Here is a 19,136-nt window from a genome sequence, read left to right as displayed (position 1 = left end):
GATATCCCCAGAGCGGCGTTCCGGCCGTCCGGGCGGGTGGCCGCCGGGCGAGGCTTGCGGCCATGACGATCCCGAAGCTCGTGCTCTCCTCACCGGCGGACATCCTCGCCGCCGTGCCCTACCTCGTCGGGTTCCATCCCGCCGACAGCCTCGTCGTGGCCGGTGTCGCCGGGCCGGACGTGCGGCTCACGACACGCTGGGACCTGCCGGTCGCCTCCGAGGACCTCGACCGGCTGGTCGCGCTGCTGTGCCGCGAGGCGGTGACCGCCGCCTTCGTCGTCGGGTACGGCCCGGGCGCGCTGGTGACCCCCGCCGTCGACGCGGTGACCCGGCTGCTGCACGCCGGGGGCATCCGGGTGGCCGAGAGCCTCCGGGCCGAAGGCGGGCGCTACTGGTCCTACGCCTGCGGCAGCGCGAGCTGCTGTCCCGCGGAGGGCACGCCGTACGACACCGAGCGCAGCCAGGTCGCCGCCGAGGCCGTGCTGCACGGGCTGGTCGCCCTGCCCGACCGGGGCAGCCTGCGGCGCTCGGTCCAGCGGTGCGGCGGGGCGGCGATGCGGCGGGTCACCGCCCGCGTCATGGCCGAGCTGCGGGCGCTGCCCGAGCCCGGGGGACCGGGCGCGGACGAAGCGGCCGCGCGATTCGTGGCCGAGGGGCTGGCGCGGGTGCGCGGGGCCGTGGGCCTCTACGGCTCGGGGCACAGGCTGGACGACGAGCAGGCCGCCCGGCTCGGGCTCGACCTCGCCGTGGTCAGGGTGCGCGACGAGGCGTGGGCGTTGATCGACGGCCGTGACGCGCACATTGCGCTGTGGCGTGACCTCACCCGCCGGTTGGAGCCGGGGCATGTCGCGCCCGCGGCCTCACTGCTGGCGGCCGCCGCCTGGCATCGGGGGGAGTGCGCGCTCGCGGGCATGGCGCTGGAGCGGGCGCTCACCGCCGACCCCGGCTATTCGATGGCGCTCCTGCTCCGGCAGGCACTGGTGCACATGATGTCTCCCGCCATGCTCCGCGACCGCATGCCGACGCCCGAGGAGCTCGACGAGGAGATGGGCCCTCCCCGGGCGATCTGGCTCGCGCCGCTGCGCGCGCTGCTGGCCCGGGACTCACCCGGCCCGGCCGCCGCGCCGGCCCCGGCATCCGCGCCCGCGCCCGCGCCCGGCGGCCGTCAGACCGCGTCGTCCTCCTGAGCCTGCCGCCGGCGCTCGTTGTACGCGCGCATCCGGGCGGGATAACCGGTGAGCTGCACGTCGTACACGGGAAGGGCGAGATCCCTGGCGACCTTGGCGATCACCGAGGGAGCACCGACGCGGCGACGGGTCCACTCCCCGTCATGAGCCACGGCCACGGCGGTGGTGTCGGTCGCGAAGGTCTCGGGCTCGACGTAGAACTCGACTCCGCGCCGGGTCTTGGCGAACTCGATGAGGGCCTCGATGTCGGCGTCGGTCGCCTCGCGGTCGAACTTGGCCACGCGGGCGCCCCGGCGGCGCCGGAGCCCATAGCGATCTCGCCATCTCATAGCCCTTGTATACATCGCCCTGTATCACGATGGCGTTAAGCGAACGGTCTCGGGGCGATGTAGGGGATGTCCCTGATGCCGCCGGGCGCGTGCCCGGCACAAGATGGAGGCAGACTCGAAGAAGGCCGAGCAGTCGATCGACGGAAGGCGATGCCGTGATGCCCGCGACAGCGACACCACCGTGGCCGGGTCGCGCCCCCGTGCCGCACCCTCAGCTGCGTGTCACCAACCAGGACCGCGAACAGGTGGTCGAGCACGTCAAGGCGGCCTACGCCGAGGGCAGGCTCGACAAGCACGAGATGGACGAGCGGCTGCACCTCGCGATGACGGCGCGCACGCACGGCGACCTCGTGCCCATCATGAACGACCTGTACGGCACGCGCCCGGCCTACGTCCCCCGGCCGCCGGTCTACCAGCCCAGGGCCGCGGCTCCGGACGGGGGAGACCGGGTGGGGGCGGCGGCTTCGCACCTGTTCGGCCTGATGGGGCTGTTCATCGTCGGCCCGCTGCTGATGATGGTGACCGCGGGGCGGACGTCCCCCTACATCAGGAAGCACGCGGTGGAGTCGCTCAACTTCCACCTCACCATGCTGGGCGCGACGGTGCTGCTGCCGTTCACCGTCGTGGGGCTCGTCCTGGTGCCGGTCATCTGGGTCGTCGGACTGGTCCTGTGCGTCGTCGGCGGGGTGTCGGCGCTGGCCGCCACCGAGTTCCGCTACCCACTGACCATCCGCCTGATCAAGTAGCCCGGGAGGCGGCCCGCGGTCAGGGCATGAGCGCGCGGACCGCGGCCACGGTGTCGGCCTCCTCCGGGCGCTTGTCGGGCCGGTAGCGCAGCACGCGGGCGAACCGCAGCGCCATGCCGCCGGGGTAACGGCTCGACCGCTGCACGCCGTCGAAGGCGATCTCCACGACCAGCGCGGGCTTGAGCGTGACGACGTAACCGTCCGTCGGGCCGTCCGCCAGCCGCAGGAACTGCTCGGTCTGCCAGGTCAGCAGCTCGTCGGTGAGGCCCTTGAACGTCTTGCCGAGCATCACGAACCCGCCGCTCTCCGGGTCGTAGGCCCCGAGATGCAGGTTGGACAGCCAGCCCCGCCGCCGTCCGTTGCCCCACTCGGCGGCCAGCACGACCAGGTCGAGGGTGTGCCGCGGCTTCACCTTGACCCAGCCCGCCCCGCGCCGGCCCGCGGCGTACGGCGTACGCAGCGACTTCACCACGACGCCCTCATGGCCCCGCCGTACGGCGTCGCCGAAGAACGCCTCGGCCTCCTCGGCGGCCGCCGTGACGAGCCGGGGAGTGATCAGCTCGGCCGGCACCGCGGCCTCGAGCGCGGCGTGCCGTTCCTCGTCCGGCAGGTCGAGCAGGTCGGCGCCGCCCACGCGCAGCGCGTCGAAGAAGAAGACGGTCAGCGGCACCGTCGCGCGCAGTGACGCCACGTCGGTCCTGCTGGCCACCCGGCCCGAGGTGACCTGGAACGGCTCGGGCCTGCCGTCCGGGCGCAGCGCGATGACCTCGCCGTCGAGCACGAGATCGGTGCCGGGCAGGCCGAGCACGGCCTCGACCAGCTCGGGGACCTGTGCGGTGATGTCGTCGAGCGTGCGGGTGAAGACCGCGACCCGGTCGCCCGACCGATGGGCCTGGACCCGCACGCCGTCGAGCTTCCACTCGACCGCGGCGGGCGCACCGGCCTTCTCCAGGGCGGCGGTCACGCTGGGCGCGCTCTGCGCGAGCATCGGCGCGACCGCCCGCCCGACCTCCAGGTGGAACGCCTTCAGCTCCGCGACGCCGCCGCTGAGCGCGGCCGCGCCGACGGCGGGCAGCGAGCCGCGCAGGGTCAGGGCCCGGCGCACCTCGGCCGCGGGCACGTTCGCGGCCATGGCGATCGCCTCGATCATCACCCCGTTGAGCGCTCCCTGGCGCAGCTCGCCCGTCAGCAGCCGGTGCAGGAACGACTGCTCCTGCCGGGTGAGGGCGCCGAACAGCTCGCCGAGCAGCTCACGGCGCGCCGCCTGCGAACCGGCGCCCGACTGCGCCTTGATGCGTTCGAGCAGGGCGTCGACCTGCGTCAGGGTCGCCGTGGCGATCTGACGCGGCTCGGGGAGGTCGGACAGGCTCCGCCAGCCCACCCCGATCTGGCGCTGCGGCAGCTCACCCGACAGGTAGGCGATGGCGATCTCGGCCTCGTCCGGTCCCACCCTGCCGAGCAGCTCGGCGAGGTGCCTGATCTTGGCGAGCCGAGCCGAGTCCGCGGCGACGGCCGCGGACGTCCTGGCAAGGTCGATCAGCAACACACCGTAATCCTGCCTCACCACAGCGCCAGGTGCCCAGGCCGGGGGGCGGCTAGCTGTAGTGGCGGGCGGACGGCCACAGCTCGCGCAGGGGGCGCACGGGGTCGCGGCAGACCGTGATCGGCGCGCCGTCCTCCTCGCCGGGCATCCCGGTCAGCCTGCCGCCCGGGGTGCAGCGGGCGAAGGCGGTGGCGAGCTCGCCGGGCGGCAGGCCGACGGCCACGACCACCCGCGTCCCCTCCGGCGGCGGTCCCCACCACCACAGCTCGTTGTGGCCGCTGTAGACCGCAGGCAGCCCGAACTCGCCCGCGTAGCGGCGCAGCGCGCCGGCCTCGCCGTAGTTCCCCGTGAGCAGCACCGCACCGGCGCGCTCGCCGGCGGGCAGGCCGTTCACGACCCTGGCCGTCTGCGCCGCCACGTCGCGCATGCCCACCGACTCACGGGCCACCTCGTTGATGGCCGCGACCGGCGTGCCGCCGAGCGACGCCGCCGGGATGACCGGCAGCGCGACGACCACCGCCACTACGGCGTCGACCGCCAGCGCCGCGACCAGCGTCCGTCTCCACCGCCATCCGGCCGCCGTGACGCAACCGGCCGCGAACAGGTAGAGCAGGAACCCGCCGGTGTAGTCGGGGCGGCCTCCCGAGAAGAGGAACAGCGCGCAGGCCACGGGGTAGGCGATGGCGAGCGAACGCACCCGGCGGCTGCGCCACAGCCGCAGCCACCCGGCCACGCAGATCACCGCCTGCACCGGCCCGAGCAGCACGAGCTGCAGGGGGACGAAGGCCGCCCGGTTGTCCGCGCCCTCGTCGGCACGCAGCGCGTCGGCCATCTGGAACTGCGGCCAGTCGTGCGTCACCTGGTAGATCACGTTGGGCGAGGCGATCACCAGGGCCAGGAGGGCGCCGGCCCACAGCCGCCTGTCCCGCAGCACCTCGCGCGGGCCCGCCACGAGGATGCCCAGACCGACGGTGCCCAGCAGCACCACCATCAGATCGCGGTTGTACGAAGCGATGCCGGAAAGGACGCCCGCCCAGAGCCAGTAGCGCCCGTCACCTCTGAGCAGCACCCGGAGCAGGCACAGCGTGACCGCGCTCCACAGCACGAGGTCGGGGGTGAGGGTCAGCAGCGAGTGACCGGCCAACAGCGGCAGCACGGAAGTGGCCGTCCCGGCCGCGGCGAGGATCTGGGCCGCACGGCCGCCGCCCAGCTCCCGGGTGGTCAGCGCGACGAGCACGACGAGAGCCCCGGCGCACAGGGCGGGAACGATCCGCAGCGCGACGACCGTGTCTCCGAAGACCGTCGTAGACAGGCGGGCGATCATCGGCGTCAGCGGCGGGGTGTCGAAATATCCGAGTCTGGGCCGCTCGCCCAGCATGCGGAAGTACAGCTCGTCGCGGTGGTAGCCGTACCACGGGCTCACCGCGAGCAGCACGGCCACGGTCACGGCGGCGATCGCGGGAACGGCGCGGGGTGTCCCGGTGAGCGCAGCGCCCGTGCGGACGCCCTCACCGGGGGATGCCCCCTCGGTGCCGCCCTGTGCCGGCGTGCCGCCGGTCACCCGGCCGTCCGCGGTCACGCCGGCCTCCCGGAAGCCGGCGCTCGCGGGGGGCCGCCCCGCGGGCGGCCGTGAGGGGAGGAACCCCGATCGAAGGGGGTCATGGAGAGGCGGTTCGGGGGGGTATCTGCCACCCGGCCATCATCCTCGAACCGCTTCCGCTCTCCTACCCCCGAATCCGGTACCCCTGAATCCGGTACCCCTGAATCCGGGACCCGTGAATCCGGGACCCGTGAATCCGGGACCCGTGAATCCGGGACCCGTGAATCCGGGACCCGTGAATCCGGGACCCGTGAATCCGGGACCCGTGAATCCGGGACCCGTGAATCCGGGACCCGTGAATCCGGGACCCGTGAATCCGGGACCCGTGAATCCGGGACCCGTGAATCCGGGACCCCCGAATCCGGGGACGCCGCGGTCGCCTCACCGCGGCTCGGTCAGCCGACGCCGAGCAGGTCGACGACGAAGATGAGCGTCTCGCCGGGCTTGATGACGGCGCCCGCGCCGCGGTTGCCGTACCCGAGGTGCGGGGGGATCGTCAGACGCCGCCGTCCGCCGACCTTCATGCCGGCCACACCACGGTCCCAGCCGGCGATGACCCGGCCGCCGCCGAGCGGGAACTGGAACGGCTGGCCGCGGTTCCAGGAGGCGTCGAACTCCTCACCCGTGGAGAACGCCACCCCTACGTAGTGGACGGTCACGTTCTGCCCCGGCTTGGCCTCCGGCCCGTCCCCTTCGACGAGATCGACGATCTCCAGGTCCGCGGGCGGGGCGCCCTCGGGAAAGTCGATCTCCGGCTTCTCCAGTGCCACGTGGGCCTCCTGCTTCTGTAGTGCCCCAAGCGCTTGCGGTGCCGGTGGTTCCGGCAGGCTGACGACTCTACCGGGGGCGGCCGGCACGACAACGCCTTCCCCACCCGGGTGGGGAAGGCGCCGGAACTCCGCCGATGCCGAGAGGCGGCGAAGGGTCACGGGCGGCGGCCCCTCGGCAGGTCCGCCCGGTCGTCGTCGCGGGCCTGCGCCTGATCCACCGCCCGATCCTCCTCCGCCGGGTAGGCGGCGGCCTGCGGAGCGGTGTCGGCCGCGGCCGGCGACGTCGTGACGGGGCCGGCCGTCGGCGGGCGCTGGACGACGACGGTGTCGGCCGGCGGCGCACCGCCCTGCAGCAGGGCCTGGGCCTGGTCGAGCAGGGAAGAGGCCACCAGCACGTCGTAGCGCCCCGCGACGATCGAGCTCCGGGAGGAGAAGTCGCGCGTCCCGCCGGTGAAGGCGTGGCTGGTGAAGCCGAAGGCCGCCCCGGCGATGGCGCCCCAGAGGATCGACCACAGCACCAGCCCGAAGAACGAGGTCGTGGTCGAAGTGAACAGCCCGAGGAACAGGCCGACGACGAACCCGAACACCGCGCCGGTGATCAGGCCGGACAGCGCCGCCCTGCCGTTGGTGAGCCGCCCGGTGACGGTCTCCTCCAGGCGCAGGTCGCTGCCGACGATCGCGGTGTTCTCCACCGGGAACCCGGCGTCGGACAGGGTGTCCACGGCGCGCTGCGCCGCGGTGTAGTTGTCGTAGCTGACCAGCAGCCGTCTGTCGGCCGCCATACTGACCGGCCCTCCGGCCGGGGAGTACTGCATGATCGCCTCCGCGGGGTAGTGCGGTCGGTACACGAACGCACTACCCCCGGAGAGCCCGATATTCCTCTACGGAACAGGAGGGGGTCACCAGCTCTGGTGCAGCGGCATGCCCTCGCTGTAGCCGGAGGCGCTCTGCACGCCGATCACCGCCCGCTCGTGGAACTCCTCCAGGGTGGCGGCGCCCGCGTAGGTGCAGGAGGAGCGCAGACCGGCCACGATGGCGTCGATCTGGTCCTCCACGCTGGGCCGCGCCGGGTCGAGGTACATCCGCGAGGTCGAGATGCCCTCCTCGAACAGCGCCTTGCGGGCCCGCTCGAACGGCGTGTCGTCGGCGGTGCGCAGCCGTACGGCTCGGGCCGAGGCCATGCCGAAGTTCTCCTTGTACTTCCGGCCGTCGGGGGCGGTGCGGGTGTCGCCGGGCGACTCGTACGTGCCGGCGAACCACGAGCCGATCATGACGTTGGAGGCCCCGGCGGCGAGCGCCAGCGCGACGTCGCGGGGGTGGCGCACGCCGCCGTCGGCCCACACGTGCCGCCCCAGGCGGCGGGCCTCGGCCGCGCACTCCAGCACGGCGGAGAACTGCGGCCGCCCCACGCCGGTCATCATCCGGGTCGTGCACATGGCGCCCGGGCCCACGCCGACCTTCACGATGTCGGCGCCCGCCTCGACGAGGTCGCGTACGCCCTCCGCCGTGACGACGTTGCCCGCCGCGACCGGCACCGAGGGCTTCAGCGCCCGCACGGCCCGCAGCGCCGAGATCATCTTCTCCTGGTGGCCGTGCGCCGTGTCGACCACGAGCACGTCGACACCGGCGTCGAGCAGTTCCTTGGACTTGGCGGCCACGTCGCCGTTCACCCCGACCGCCGCGGCGATCCGCAGCCGGCCGTTCGCGTCCACGGCGGGCTGATAGAGCGTGGAGCGCAGGGCGCCGGTGCGGGTGAGGATGCCGACCAGGCGGCCGTCCTCGTCCACCACGGGCGCCAGCCGGTGGCGGCCCTCGTGCAGTGCATCGAACGCGGACTGCGGGTCCACGCCCCGCGGCAGCGTCTGCGGCGAGGCGGTCATGACCTGGGAGAGCTGGGCGAACATGTCGACGCCGTGGCAGTCGGCCTCGGTCACCACACCGACCGGGCGGTTGTCCCAGTCGACGACGATGACCGCGCCGTGCGCCCGCTTGGGCAGCAGGGTGAGCGCCTCGCCCACGGTGTCGTGAGGGGTGAGGGTGAGGGCCGTGTCGTGAACGAGGTCACGGCTCTTCACCCATTCGATGACGTCGGCCACCACGTCGATCGGGATGTCCTGGGGGATGACGGTGATGCCGCCGCGCCGGGCGACGGTCTCGGCCATGCGGCGGCCCGCGACGGCGGTCATGTTGGCGACGACGACGGGGATCGTCGTGCCGGTTCCGTCGCCGGTGGACAGGTCCACGGCCAGGCGCGACCCGACCGAGGAGCGGGACGGCACCATGAAGACATCGCTGTACGTGAGATCGTAGGGCGGCGTCACATCATTGAGGAATCGCACGTTTGTCCAGCCTACGTTGTGAGCGGGTCATAAACGGCATTCCCGGCCGACGCCTGAGCAGACCCGGACACGGGATACATTGACCTCGCCTGAAAGGAGAGCACGTGATCATCGTTGACCGTCCGGAGGCGCTCGTCGTCGGCTATGCCGTGCGGACGACCAACGCGGCGGAGGCGGACCCGGCCCGCGCCCAGTTGCCGGGCCTGTGGGCCCGTGCCGGAGCGCCCGGAGCCTTCGCGCACGTGCCCGGCCGGGTCGACGAGAACCTGTACGCCGTGCTCACCGACTACGAGAGCGACCACAACGGCGCCTACACCCAGATCGTCGGCGTGGCCGTGCGCACGGCGGCGCGACTGCCCGAGGGCATGGTCGCCGTACGGGTGCCGGGCGTGCCGGCGCTGCTGTTCGAGGCGCGGGGACCGCTGCCCGGGGCGCTCGCCGAGGTCTGGCAGCAGGTGCGGCAGCACACAGAGTCGGGCGGCGTCCCGGCCCGCGCCTTCACCACCGACCTGGAGATCCACCACCCCGACGGCGTCGATCTCTTCGTGGCCACGCTGCCGTCGTTCGGTGAGCCCTCCGGGCCCCCGGCGCAGGCTCAGGCCACGCCGGCCTGACCGCCGGTCACTGCTCGTCGCCGGGGTCGTCGTCCGGCGGCGGGTCGGGCAGCCGCCACCCGGCGACCAGCAACGGCAGCACGTAGTGCGTGAGCCACACCGCGATGAGGCCGAGAGCGATGGCGGCCCCCGGCACCCGGGCCGCGGGGCCGTCTCCCCACATCGCGGCGAGGACCAGGGCCGTGACGACCGTGAGGATCAGCCGCATCAGCGTGTTGGCCACCGTGTAGGCGCGCAGCCGTTCCGCGATCTGCCGTTCGTCCAGGCGGCGCTCCGGCAGCGAGGCCAGTCCGCGCGTGGCGGCGTTCAGCGCGGTCACCGAGGGCAGGTAGCACACGAGCGCGATGGTCAGCAGCACGAAGTTGACCGTCACGGCCGTGTCGCTCGGCGCGATGTACCAGGACACGATGGCGTCGGCCCATATCACCAGCAGGCCGGTCGCGCCCACGGCGACGAGCAGGCGGCGCCGGGCGCGGGTGCGGTACAGCGGCACGAACATCGGGTGTTCCATGCTGCGGGCGGCGTGCGCGTGCCATCTTTCGCCCCAGTTCACGATGTGCTCCCGAGTTTGGGGAACGGCTTGAGGGAGAAGACGACCTCCACGGGCACCTCGAAGAACTCGGCGATCCGCAGGGCCAGGTGAAGGCTCGGGCTGTACTCGCCGCGCTCCAGGTAGCCCACCGTCTGGTAGTGCACCCCGAGCGCGGCCGCCAGATCCCGGCGCGAGACGCCGCGGTCGGCCCTCAGCACCGCGATGCGGTTGAACACCGGCTCCTCGGCCACGTCTCACCTCCGTCGGGCCTGCGAGTCCGCTCACCGTCCACGGACCCGGCGCAGCAACCAGGGGGCTAGAACCATACCGCCGACGGCCCACGCGCCCAGAACGGCCGCGGCCCGGCCGAGCGGCCAGCTGTTCCCGAGCTCGGCCGGGAGGACGGAGTCGGGCAGGAACACCGCGCGCAGTCCGAGGCCCTGCCAGTAGAGCGGGAAGACCTGGGCGATGCCGCGCACTATGCCGGGCATCATCTCCAGCGGGACCATCACCCCGGAGATGAGCATCAGGAGCATCGTCGGCAGGGCGAGCATGGCCGCGGCCGCCTTCGGGCCGGACACCAGGGTGCCGATGGCCGCGCCGATGGGGACGACGGCCAGCGTGCCGAGCACCAGGACCCAGACGAGCGTCAGCCACCGCCCGGGTGTCGGCGGCGTGGCCGCCCCGCCGAGCGGCACGGCCGCCACCAGGACGAGCGCGGCGTTGAGCCCGATCGTGAGCAGCGTCGTGACGGCCCGCCCGGTCAGGTAGACCCGGATGCCTCCCGGCAGCGTCCGGGCGCGCATCAGCGTGCCCTCCTCGCGATCGGCGGCGATCAGCATGGGCAGCCCCATCAGCCCGGTCGAGAACGCCGCGAATGCCAGGAACCCCGGCGTCATGAACGCCGCCATCGACACGGGCGTGCCCGGCACGTTGTTGCCGCCGATGAACAGGATGAGCACCACGTAGGTGCCGACGGTCCCGACAACGGCGTTCAGCAGTTCCTTGCGGTCGCTCCAGAGGTTGAGCTGCTCGGTCCAGCCCCGCCGCAGCCCCAGAATGGTCGCGTTCATCGTGCCCCTCCCACGGTCGCCGTCTCGCGCGTTCCCCGCGCCTCCTCGATGAGATCCAGGTAGCTCTCCTCCAGGGTCGGCCGCCTGATCTCCAGCCCGGGGACCGGGCCGCCGTACCGCTGGTGCAGTTCCCAGGCCACCCCGGAGGGATCGGCGGTCTCCAGCTCGCCGTCCGCCCAGCGGACCAGCGACGGCGCCTGTACGGCGTGCGCCAGCTCGGCGGGGCTGCCGCAGGTGACCACCCGCCCGGCGACGAGCACGGCGATCCGCCCCGACAGCCGCTCGGCCTCGGCCAGGTCGTGCGTGGTGAGCAGCACGGTCAGGCCGTCCTCGCCGGCCAGCCGCTCGATCAGCTGGTGGAACTCCCGCCGGGCCTCGGGGTCGAACCCGGTCGTGGGCTCGTCGAGGAACAGCACGTCGGGGCGGCCGACGATGCCGAGCGCGACGTCGAGCCTGCGGCGCTGGCCCCCGGACAGCACCCCGGCCCGGTTGCGCGCCGCCTCGGTCAGGCCGAGCGCGGCGAGCAGCTCGTCGACGTCGTGGGGATCGTCGTAGTGCGCCGCGACGTGCGCGAGCAGGTCGCGCACCCGCCAGCGGGGGTGGTCGCGCCACGACTGCATGACCACGCCGAGCCGTGCCCGCCAGGCGTCCCCGGCGTGCGCCGGGTTCTCGCCGAGCACCTCGACCTCGCCGGACCAGCCCGTACGGAACCCTTCCAGGATCTCGACCAGGGTGGTCTTGCCGGCGCCGTTGGGCCCCAGCAGCGTGAACACCTCGCCCCTGCGCAGGTCGAGGTCGACGCCGTTCAGGACCTGAACAGGCCCGTACGCCATGCGGAGTCCGCGTACGCGGATGGCGACGTCAGGCATGCGCCCTCCAATGAAGTAGCCGTGCTCTCGAATGTAGTAGATGTACTACATTCGATTCAAGACCTGCTTCATTGGAGGGCGATCAGCGTGATCGGCTCAGGGCGTCCAGAGGGGCTCGGGGATCTCGAAGCCGACCGGCTCACCCCACTGGTTGCGGAAGGACACCTCGTGGGCGGGCCGGCGCGGGGCCACACCCCACCGGCCGGTCGGGTAGCCGAAGGTGACGGTGCAGGCGATCTGCCAGCCCTTGCCCTCGGGCACGCCGAGGATCCGCATGGTCTCCTCGCCGTGGAACAGCCCCAGCACGGTGGTCAGCGCGCTGCCCACCCCGAACGCGCGGGCGGCGAGCTGGGCGCTCCAGACCGAGGGATAGATGGAGCCGCCGCTGGTGTCGTTGCGGGTGAAGGCGAACAGCATCAGGGGATAGGACTCGAAGTGGTCGGCCAGGTGCTGGGCCGACCGCATGACGCTGAGCGTGCGGGTGTCGCCGGTCGCCTCGGCCCGCTCGCGCATCGGCTTGTAGTGCGTCTCGAACAGGACGCCGAGCGCCTGCCGGTAGAGCGGCCCGAGCTGCTCCTTCACCCTGGTGTCGTCCACCAGCAGGAACCGCCAGCTCTGGGTGTTGCCCGGGCTGGGGGCGCGGACGGCGGCGTCCAGGATGCGTTCCTGCACCTCCATCGGGATCGGGTCGGGCTTGACCCGCCGCATGGCGCGGGTCGTGTAGAGGGCTTCGAAAACGTCCATGTGCGGGGGAACTCCTCGATCGTCACAGGGGGGAACGGGGGAAACGGGGGGGCAGGGGGCTAAGGGGCAGGGGCGGCGGGCAGGGGGCGGGAGGCAGGGGGCGGCGGGCAGGGGTCAGGCCGGAACCGCGGGGGAGCCGGTCGGGCCGGAACGGCCGAGGGGGCGGGGCCGGGGTCGAACTGCCGAGAAGGTCGGGCGCTGCGGGAACCGGTCAGGCGAGCACACCGGCGGCGCGCAGGGCCTTCGCCTCGTCGGCGGGCAGGCCCCAGGCGCTCAGGTCGTGCAGCCGGGTGGCCGGGGACAGGTCGCCGCGCGGCGCGCCGACCAGCCGGGGCGCGGGCGCGGCCTGCGGCAGCCCGTCGACCTCCACGAACGTGCCGCGCGCCCGGTTGTGCGGATGCCGTACGGCCTCGCGCGGGTCGAGCACAGGGGACACGCACGCGTCGGACCCTTCGAAGACCGCCTCCCACTCGGCCCGGGTGCGCGACCGGAAGATCTCGGTCAGCCGCTCCCTGATGGCCGGCCAGTTGGCCGGGTCGTCGCGGTCGGGCATGTCCTCCACACCCATCCGGGCGAGCATCTCGGCCCAGAACCGCGGTTCGAGCGGGCCCACGGCGAGATGGCCGCCGTCGGCCGTCTCGTACGTGTCGTACATGGGCGCGCCGGTGTCGAGGAGGTTGGTGCCGCGCGGGCCCCAGTGACCGGAGTGCACCCCGGCGTAGAACATCGAGAACAGCAGCGCCGCGCCGTCGACCATCGCGGCGTCCACCACCCGGCCGCGTCCGGTGCGCTCGCGTTCCAGCAGCGCCAGCAGCACGCCGTACGCCAGCATGAGCCCGCCGCCGGCGAAGTCGCCCAGGATGTTGATCGGCGGGGTGGGCTTCTCGCCCGCGCGGCCCAGCATCGACAGCACCCCGGCGATCGCGATGTAGTCGATGTCGTGCCCCGCCGTGGAGGCGAGCGGGCCGTCCTGTCCCCAGCCGGTCATGCGGCCGTAGACCAGCCGCTCGTTGACCGCGTGGAGGTCGGCGGGCCCGATGCCGAGCCGTTCGGCGACTCCGGGCCGGAACACCTCGATCACCACGTCGGCCCGCTCGGCCAGCCGCTTGAAGGCGGCCACGCCCTCCGGCGACTTCAGGTCGAGGCCGATCGTGCGCTTGCCGCGGTCCATGACGTCGCGGCGCGGGGTGTCGCTCACGGCCTTCACCCGGTCGACGCGCAGCACCTCGGCGCCGTGGTCGGCCAGCATCATCCCGGCGAACGGCCCGGGTGCGAGACCGGCCAGCTCAAGCACCCGGATCCCTGTCAGCGGCCCCCGCGACTCCTCCATCCGAACCCTCCTCGGAGCGGTATCACTTCACGCGCATTAGTAGAACATGTTTCTGTAGGCATGCGAGACTGCGCCCGTGACGTGGAATGTTCTTGCCCTGCCACCGCTCCCGGAGGACGCGGTGCGCGGCCTGCTCGCCGACCTCGACGGCCGCGTCGAGGTGCGCGTCCCCGCCCGCCACGACCGCGCGGCGCTGCTCGACGCACTGCCCGAGGCCGAGATCGTCGTCGGCGACTGGAGCGGGGCCCTGGCCCTCGACGCGGAGGCCGTACGGCTGGCGCCGCGCCTGGCGTTCGTGCAGCAGCCGTCGGTCGGCGTCGACGGGCACGACCTGGAGGCGCTGGCCCGCGCCGGGGTGCCCCTCGCCAACACGGCGGGGGTGAACGCCGCCGCGGTGGCCGAATGGTGCCTGGCCGCCGCGCTGGCGCTGCTGCGCCATCTCGCGGACGGCGACCGGGCCATGCGGGCGGGGGAGTGGCCGCAGTTCGCCTACCAGCGCCGCGAGCTGTCCGGCTGCCGGGTGGGGGTGATCGGTTTCGGGCCGATCGGCGCGGCCTGCGCCCGCATGTTCGGCGCGCTCGGCTGCCGGGTCTCCTACTGGTCGCGCACGCCCAAGCCCGAGACGTACGGCGCGGACTACGCGGATCTCGACACGCTGGTGGCGGGCAGCGACGTGGTCGTCCTGGCCGTGGCGCTCGCGCCCGAGACCGTCGGGCTGATCGACGCGGCGCGGATCGCCCGCATGCCCAGGGGATCGGTGCTGGTCAACGCGGCCAGGGGCGCGGTGGTCGACAACGCGGCGCTGTTGACCGCGCTGGAGTCCGGTCACCTCGCCGGAGCGGCGCTGGACGTGTACGACAGCGAGCCCCCGGCGCCGGACGACCCGTTGCGCTCCTGTCCGCAGGTCCTGCTGTCGCCGCACGCCGCCGGGGTGACGCCCGAGGCGACGACGCGGCTGATCCGGTGCGTGCTCGACAACCTCACCGCCGCGACGGAAGGCCGTCCGGTGGTCAACGTGGTCAACGGCGCCGATCCCCTGGTCCGCCGTCGCGTGCCCGGCGGATGACGAATTCCCCTGTTACGGCAGGGGCGCCGGAGGCGATGAAAAAGAGCAGGATACGATCTACGCCGACGGTGCGCCGCGGGAATTCCAGATAGTTTTCCGGGGCGTAACGTGTCTACTCTGGTCTGCGTTCCCCGCCGGGGATAGCGTGCCAAGAGCCGATCTCTACGATCCATGGGGGTGGTGTCATGCCAGAGCGCACGGCCAGTATGACCGCCCATCAGAAGGCCGTCGAGCAGATCAGGGACTCCTACGCGGCCATACCGGAGGACTCCGCTCCCCGGCTCGCCAAGGCCACGACGAACCTGTTCCGCTTCCGCGCGCCGGCCAAGACGGCGACGCTGTCCGCCCGCGATCTGGACCAGGTCATCCACGTCGACCCGGTGACCATGACCGCCGAGGTCCAGGGCATGACGACGTACGAGAACCTGGTGGACGCGACGCTTCCGTACGGGCTCATGCCCTACGTGGTGCCGCAGCTCAAGACGATCACGCTGGGCGGCGCGGTCACGGGCCTCGGCATCGAGTCGACGAGCTTCAAGGACGGTCTGCCGCACGAGTCGGTCGAGGAACTGGAGATCCTCACCGGCGACGGGCGGATCGTCGTGGCCCGGGCCGACAACGAGCACGCGGACCTGTTCCACGCGTTCCCCAACTCCTACGGCACGCTCGGCTACGCGCTGCGGATCCGCATCAAGCTGGCCAGGGTGAAGCCGTACGTCAAGCTGACGCACATCCGCTTCAGCGACGCCGGCAAGTGCATGCTCGCCATGCAGGAGATCTGCGACAGCCGCGAGCACGACGGCGAGCGGGTCGACTTCGTCGACGGCACGTTCTTCGGCCCGGACGAGCTGTACATCACGGTGGGCTCGTTCTCCGACCGGGCGCCCTACACGTCCGACTACACCGGCATGCGGATCTACTATCAGTCGATCCGCAGCCGCGTCCGCGACTGGCTGACGGTGCGCGACTACCTGTGGCGCTGGGACACCGACTGGTTCTGGTGCTCGCGCGCCTTCGGGGTGCAGCAGCCGCTGGTCCGCTCGCTCCTGCCGCGCCGCTACCTGCGGTCGGACGTCTATCGCAAGCTCGTCGGCCTCGACCAGAGGTACGGCGTGACCGCCCGGATCGACCGCTGGCGGAACAACCCCGTGCACGAGTCGGTCATCCAGGACGTCGAGGTGCCCATCGAACGCGGCGCCGAGTTCCTGGAGGTCTTCCACGACAGGGTCGGTATGACCCCGGTGTGGATGTGCCCGCTCAAGGCGACCGACCGGTGGGCCCTCTACCCGCTGGAACCCGGCCGCCTGTACGTGAACTTCGGTTTCTGGGGCATGGTTCCGCTGCCGCGCGGCCAGTACGACGGGTACTACAACCGGCTGATCGAGCGGGCGGTGCATTCGCTCGACGGCCACAAGTCGCTCTACTCCACCTCCTTCTACGAGCGGGAGGAGTTCTGGCGGCTTTACAACGGAGACGCCTACTGGCCGGTCAAGCGCGCCTACGACCCGGGCGGCCGGCTGCTGGACCTCTACGACAAGTGCGTCAGAGGCCGGTAGGCGTCGATACGTCGGGAGAGGTGCAATGACTCTTGCGAAGATCTTCGAGAAGATCGTCGGTCCTGACGCCGGCGTCGAGTTCGTCGCCTATGACGGCAGCAAGGCCGGATCCTCGGGGGCGGACCTCCGCATCGAGGTGAAGTCGCCCGTGGCGGTGGCCTACCTCGCGCAGGCGCCGGGAGAGCTCGGCCTCGCCCGCGCGTACATCTCCGGGCACATCGACGTGCACGGGGACATGTACACCCTGCTCGACCGGATGTGGTCGCTGACCCTGAACGACCTGCCGCTCAGCGAGAAGATCGCCGCGATCCGGTCGCTCGGGATCAAGCCGCTGCTGATGCGCGTCCAGCCGCCGCCGCAGGAGGCGCGGCAGAGCACGCTGGCGAAGCTGGGCAGCCGGCACGCCAAGCAGCGCGACGCCGAGGTGATCCATCACCACTACGACGTCTCCAACCGCTTCTACGAGTGGGTGCTCGGCCCCTCCATGGCGTACACGTGCGCGGTCTTCCCGCGGCCGGACGCGACGCTGGAGGAGGCGCAGTACGCGAAGTTCGACCTGGTCGCCAAGAAGCTCGACCTCAAGCCCGGCATGCGGCTGCTCGACGTCGGCTGCGGCTGGGGCGGCATGGTCATGCACGCGGCCAGGGAGTACGGCGTGAAGGGCCTGGGCGTCACGCTGTCGCGCCAGCAGGCCGAGTGGGCGCAGAAGGCCATCGCGGAGGCCGGGCTGTCCGAGCTCGCCGAGGTCCGCTACATGGACTACCGCGACGTCGCGGAAACCGGTTTCGACCGGGTCAGCTCGATCGGCCTCACCGAGCACATCGGCAAGGACAACCTGCCGTCGTACTTCTCCTTCCTGTACGGCAAGCTCAAGCCGGGCGGGCGCATTCTCAACCACTGCATCACCCGCCCGACCAGCACCGAGAAGACCATCAACAAGGGCGGCTTCATCAACCGCTACGTCTTCCCGGACGGCGAGCTCGAGTCGGTGGGCTACCTGATCCGCCAGATGGAGGACACCGGTTTCGAGGTCCGCCACGAGGAGAACCTGCGCGAGCACTACGCGCTGACGCTGCGCGAGTGGTGCAAGAACCTCGACGCCCACTGGGACGAGGCGGTCGAGGAGGTCGGCCAGGGCACCGCCCGGGTCTGGCGGCTCTACATGGCCGGCTGCGTCGTCGGGTTCGAGCGCAACAAGGTGCAGCTGCACCAGGTGCTCGGCGTCCGGCTCGACGACGAGGGACAGGCACACGTGCCGCTGCGCCCGTCCCTCGACTGGCCGTAAAGAGCTCTAGCGCAACTCGCGCTTGAGGATCTTGCCGGTGGCGGTCATCGGCAGGGACTCGCGGAACTCCACGATCCGCGGGTACTTGTAGGCCGCCATCGTCTCCCGGCACCACGCCACCAGTTCCTCCTCGGTGATCGTGGCGCCGGGCTTGCGGATGACGTACGCCTTGACCTCCTCGCCGTGGGAGTCGTGGGGCACCCCGACGACCGCGGCGAGCGATACCGCGGGGTGGGTCATGAGGACCTCCTCGATCTCCCGCGGATAGACGTTGAAGCCGCCGCGGATGATCATGTCCTTGGCCCGGTCGACGATGAAGTAGTAGCCGTCCTCGTCGCGCCGGGCCACGTCGCCGGTGCGGAACCAGCCGTCCTTCATGACCTGGGCCGTCGCCTCGGGCCGGTTGTAGTAGCCCTTCATGATGTTGTGGCCGCGGATGGCGATCTCGCCGATCTCGTCGGTCGTGTTCCACTCGGCGTCGACCAGCTTCATCTCCACGCCCCAGATCGGCGTGCCGATCGAGCCGGCCTTCGCGGGCCTGCCCGGCTGGTTGAACGAGGCCACGGGCGCGGTCTCCGACAGGCCGTACCCCTCCAGGACGTTCACGCCGAACGTCGCGCTGAAGTCCTTGAGCACCTCGACCGGCAGCGCCGAACCGCCGGAGGCCGCCGTCACCAGCGACGACGGCACCTCGGCCGCGCCGGCGTGCACGGCGGTGAGCATGGCCCAATACATGGTCGGCACACCCGCGAACAGCGTGACCTTCTCCCGGTTCATCAGCGTGAGGGCCTCGACCGGTTCGAAGCGCGGCATCAGCACGAGTGTGGCTGCGCGCAGGAACCCGGCGTTCATCAGCACCGTCTGCCCGAAGGAGTGGAACAGCGGCAGCGCGACGAGATAGGTGTCCTCCCCCTGCCGAGGGAACATGCCTTCGCTGACCATGGCGTTCATGACCATGTTCTGGTGGGTGAGCTCGGCGCCCTTCGGCTGGCCGGTGGTGCCGCTCGTGTAGAGGATCACCGCCGTGTCGTCGGCGGAGGTCTGCACGGTCTCGAACTCGCCGGACACCCCGTCGAGGGCCGCCCACAGCGTCTCGCCGAGCTCGGACTCGGTGGCGAACGGCGTGGCGGGCAGCACGAAGAAGTGCTCGGCGCCCTCGGCGTCGGCGAAGCCGGCCCGGCCCCGCTCGCCCAGCGGCAGCTCCGGCGAACCCTCGAAGCAGAAGAAGGCCTTGGCGTCGGAGTCGTCCAGGTGATAGGCGATCTCCCTGGCCTGCAGCAGCACGTTCAGCGGGACGACGGTCGCGCCCGCCTTGAGGATCCCGTAGTAGACGAACGGGAAGTAGGGCACGTTGGGGCAGGCCAGCGCCACCTTGTCGCCCCTGCCGATGCCGCGCGAGACCAGCAGGTTGGCGACCTGGTTGGCCACGGTGTTCACGAGCGAGTACGGCAGGCGCATGTCGCCGAAGACGACCGCGGTGGCGTCGGGCTTCTCCCGTGCGCTGTCTTCCAGCACGACGGCCAGGTTGAGCATTGCCGCTCCCTCTTCTATCG

Annotated in this window: 19 protein-coding genes; 6 read left to right on the top strand and 13 right to left on the bottom strand. The window is 71.9% G+C overall.

The features are described 5' to 3' along the window. The first annotated feature begins 62 nt into the window (after positions 1 to 62). Positions 63 to 1,187, top strand: a complete 1,125-nt coding sequence (locus OHB01_RS39415) for a DUF4192 domain-containing protein (RefSeq protein ID WP_328854742.1) — start codon at positions 63 to 65, stop codon at positions 1,185 to 1,187. Here the strand turns inward: OHB01_RS39415 and OHB01_RS39410 are convergent. Continuing rightward, positions 1,166 to 1,516, bottom strand: a complete 351-nt coding sequence (locus tag OHB01_RS39410; protein WP_142645791.1) for a hypothetical protein — start codon at positions 1,514 to 1,516, stop codon at positions 1,166 to 1,168. The two genes, OHB01_RS39415 and OHB01_RS39410, sit on opposite strands and share 22 nt — an antisense overlap. Positions 1,517 to 1,716: 200 nt before the next feature. Here OHB01_RS39410 and OHB01_RS39405 point away from each other — a divergent pair, with 200 nt between their 5' ends. Then, positions 1,717 to 2,262, top strand: coding sequence for a DUF1707 and DUF4870 domain-containing protein (locus OHB01_RS39405; RefSeq protein ID WP_260617128.1), 546 nt, complete (start codon positions 1,717 to 1,719; stop codon positions 2,260 to 2,262). Between the two features lie 19 nt (positions 2,263 to 2,281). Here OHB01_RS39405 and OHB01_RS39400 read toward each other — a convergent pair whose 3' ends face one another. The 5 genes from OHB01_RS39400 to OHB01_RS39380 all read right to left on the bottom strand — a co-directional run bounded on the left by OHB01_RS39400 (position 2,282) and on the right by OHB01_RS39380 (position 8,514). Next, a complete protein-coding gene (locus OHB01_RS39400) occupies positions 2,282 to 3,808 on the bottom strand; it encodes an ATP-dependent DNA ligase (RefSeq protein ID WP_328854741.1) in 1,527 nt (508 codons plus the stop codon). A 49-nt stretch (positions 3,809 to 3,857) separates the two neighbouring features. Beyond that, positions 3,858 to 5,384, bottom strand: coding sequence for a glycosyltransferase family 39 protein (locus OHB01_RS39395; RefSeq protein ID WP_328854740.1), 1,527 nt, complete (start codon positions 5,382 to 5,384; stop codon positions 3,858 to 3,860). A gap of 416 nt (positions 5,385 to 5,800) precedes the next feature. Then, complete coding sequence (locus tag OHB01_RS39390; protein WP_142645787.1) at positions 5,801 to 6,175, bottom strand: FKBP-type peptidyl-prolyl cis-trans isomerase; 375 nt, start codon at positions 6,173 to 6,175, stop codon at positions 5,801 to 5,803. A gap of 155 nt (positions 6,176 to 6,330) precedes the next feature. After that, positions 6,331 to 6,990 carry a general stress protein gene (locus OHB01_RS39385; RefSeq protein ID WP_328854739.1) on the bottom strand — a complete coding sequence of 220 codons (660 nt, stop codon included), beginning with the start codon at positions 6,988 to 6,990 and terminating at the stop codon, positions 6,331 to 6,333. 84 nt (positions 6,991 to 7,074) lie between these two features. Continuing rightward, entirely contained in the window at positions 7,075 to 8,514 is a 1,440-nt protein-coding gene (locus OHB01_RS39380) for a GuaB1 family IMP dehydrogenase-related protein (RefSeq protein WP_328854738.1), read from the bottom strand. A 104-nt stretch (positions 8,515 to 8,618) separates the two neighbouring features. On the opposite strand from OHB01_RS39380, the gene OHB01_RS39375 reads away from it, so the two are divergent. Next, positions 8,619 to 9,128: a GyrI-like domain-containing protein gene (locus tag OHB01_RS39375; RefSeq protein WP_142645785.1), complete on the top strand. Its 510-nt coding sequence runs from the start codon at positions 8,619 to 8,621 to the stop codon at positions 9,126 to 9,128. 7 nt (positions 9,129 to 9,135) lie between these two features. On the opposite strand, the gene OHB01_RS39370 is transcribed toward OHB01_RS39375, so the two are convergent. The 6 genes from OHB01_RS39370 to OHB01_RS39345 all read right to left on the bottom strand — a co-directional run bounded on the left by OHB01_RS39370 (position 9,136) and on the right by OHB01_RS39345 (position 13,676). Next, the gene (locus OHB01_RS39370) at positions 9,136 to 9,681 is read right to left on the bottom strand and encodes a hypothetical protein (protein ID WP_142645784.1); all 546 of its coding nucleotides are present in this window, start codon (positions 9,679 to 9,681) and stop codon (positions 9,136 to 9,138) included. Continuing rightward, positions 9,678 to 9,911, bottom strand: coding sequence for a helix-turn-helix transcriptional regulator (locus tag OHB01_RS39365; protein ID WP_076434397.1), 234 nt, complete (start codon positions 9,909 to 9,911; stop codon positions 9,678 to 9,680). Before OHB01_RS39365 ends, OHB01_RS39370 begins: the two co-directional genes overlap by 4 nt. Before the next feature lie 30 nt (positions 9,912 to 9,941). Next, complete coding sequence (locus OHB01_RS39360) at positions 9,942 to 10,733, bottom strand: ABC transporter permease (RefSeq protein ID WP_142645783.1); 792 nt, start codon at positions 10,731 to 10,733, stop codon at positions 9,942 to 9,944. Continuing rightward, positions 10,730 to 11,602 (bottom strand): ABC transporter ATP-binding protein, encoded by an 873-nt coding sequence (locus tag OHB01_RS39355; RefSeq protein WP_147942811.1) that lies wholly within the window; start codon positions 11,600 to 11,602, stop codon positions 10,730 to 10,732. The genes OHB01_RS39360 and OHB01_RS39355 overlap by 4 nt, the downstream gene beginning before the upstream one ends. 96 nt (positions 11,603 to 11,698) lie before the next feature. Beyond that, positions 11,699 to 12,346 (bottom strand): nitroreductase family protein, encoded by a 648-nt coding sequence (locus OHB01_RS39350; RefSeq protein ID WP_142645781.1) that lies wholly within the window; start codon positions 12,344 to 12,346, stop codon positions 11,699 to 11,701. Positions 12,347 to 12,557: 211 nt separating this feature from the next. After that, positions 12,558 to 13,676 (bottom strand): CaiB/BaiF CoA transferase family protein, encoded by a 1,119-nt coding sequence (locus tag OHB01_RS39345; protein ID WP_142645780.1) that lies wholly within the window; start codon positions 13,674 to 13,676, stop codon positions 12,558 to 12,560. Between the two features lie 76 nt (positions 13,677 to 13,752). Here OHB01_RS39345 and OHB01_RS39340 point away from each other — a divergent pair, with 76 nt between their 5' ends. From OHB01_RS39340 to OHB01_RS39330, 3 genes are all read left to right on the top strand, one after another. Then, positions 13,753 to 14,742: a 2-hydroxyacid dehydrogenase gene (locus OHB01_RS39340; RefSeq protein WP_142645779.1), complete on the top strand. Its 990-nt coding sequence runs from the start codon at positions 13,753 to 13,755 to the stop codon at positions 14,740 to 14,742. Positions 14,743 to 14,927: 185 nt separating this feature from the next. Beyond that, positions 14,928 to 16,298, top strand: coding sequence for an FAD-binding oxidoreductase (locus tag OHB01_RS39335; protein WP_142645778.1), 1,371 nt, complete (start codon positions 14,928 to 14,930; stop codon positions 16,296 to 16,298). 25 nt (positions 16,299 to 16,323) lie between these two features. Continuing rightward, positions 16,324 to 17,583 carry a class I SAM-dependent methyltransferase gene (locus OHB01_RS39330; RefSeq protein WP_142645777.1) on the top strand — a complete coding sequence of 420 codons (1,260 nt, stop codon included), beginning with the start codon at positions 16,324 to 16,326 and terminating at the stop codon, positions 17,581 to 17,583. A 6-nt stretch (positions 17,584 to 17,589) separates the two neighbouring features. On the opposite strand, the gene OHB01_RS39325 is transcribed toward OHB01_RS39330, so the two are convergent. Then, positions 17,590 to 19,116, bottom strand: a complete 1,527-nt coding sequence (locus OHB01_RS39325; RefSeq protein WP_142645776.1) for a long-chain-fatty-acid--CoA ligase — start codon at positions 19,114 to 19,116, stop codon at positions 17,590 to 17,592. Between the last annotated feature and the right edge of the window lie 20 nt (positions 19,117 to 19,136).

Source organism: Microbispora hainanensis, assembly GCF_036186745.1.
Taxonomy (GTDB): domain Bacteria; phylum Actinomycetota; class Actinomycetes; order Streptosporangiales; family Streptosporangiaceae; genus Microbispora.
This window is presented reverse-complemented; position numbering and strand designations above follow the sequence as displayed.

Bases quoted from the DNA above. Each gene is read 5' to 3' on its own strand.
- OHB01_RS39415 (WP_328854742.1), top strand. From the start codon at position 63: ATGACGATCCCGAAGCTCGTGCTCTCCTCACCGGCGGACATCCTCGCC.
- OHB01_RS39410 (WP_142645791.1), bottom strand. From the start codon at position 1,516: ATGAGATGGCGAGATCGCTATGGGCTCCGGCGCCGCCGGGGCGCCCGC.
- OHB01_RS39385 (WP_328854739.1), bottom strand. From the start codon at position 6,990: ATGCAGTACTCCCCGGCCGGAGGGCCGGTCAGTATGGCGGCCGACAGA.
- OHB01_RS39360 (WP_142645783.1), bottom strand. From the start codon at position 10,733: ATGAACGCGACCATTCTGGGGCTGCGGCGGGGCTGGACCGAGCAGCTC.
- OHB01_RS39355 (WP_147942811.1), bottom strand. From the start codon at position 11,602: ATGCCTGACGTCGCCATCCGCGTACGCGGACTCCGCATGGCGTACGGG.
- OHB01_RS39350 (WP_142645781.1), bottom strand. From the start codon at position 12,346: ATGGACGTTTTCGAAGCCCTCTACACGACCCGCGCCATGCGGCGGGTC.
- OHB01_RS39345 (WP_142645780.1), bottom strand. From the start codon at position 13,676: ATGGAGGAGTCGCGGGGGCCGCTGACAGGGATCCGGGTGCTTGAGCTG.
- OHB01_RS39335 (WP_142645778.1), top strand. From the start codon at position 14,928: ATGCCAGAGCGCACGGCCAGTATGACCGCCCATCAGAAGGCCGTCGAG.
- OHB01_RS39330 (WP_142645777.1), top strand. From the start codon at position 16,324: ATGACTCTTGCGAAGATCTTCGAGAAGATCGTCGGTCCTGACGCCGGC.
- OHB01_RS39325 (WP_142645776.1), bottom strand. From the start codon at position 19,116: ATGCTCAACCTGGCCGTCGTGCTGGAAGACAGCGCACGGGAGAAGCCC.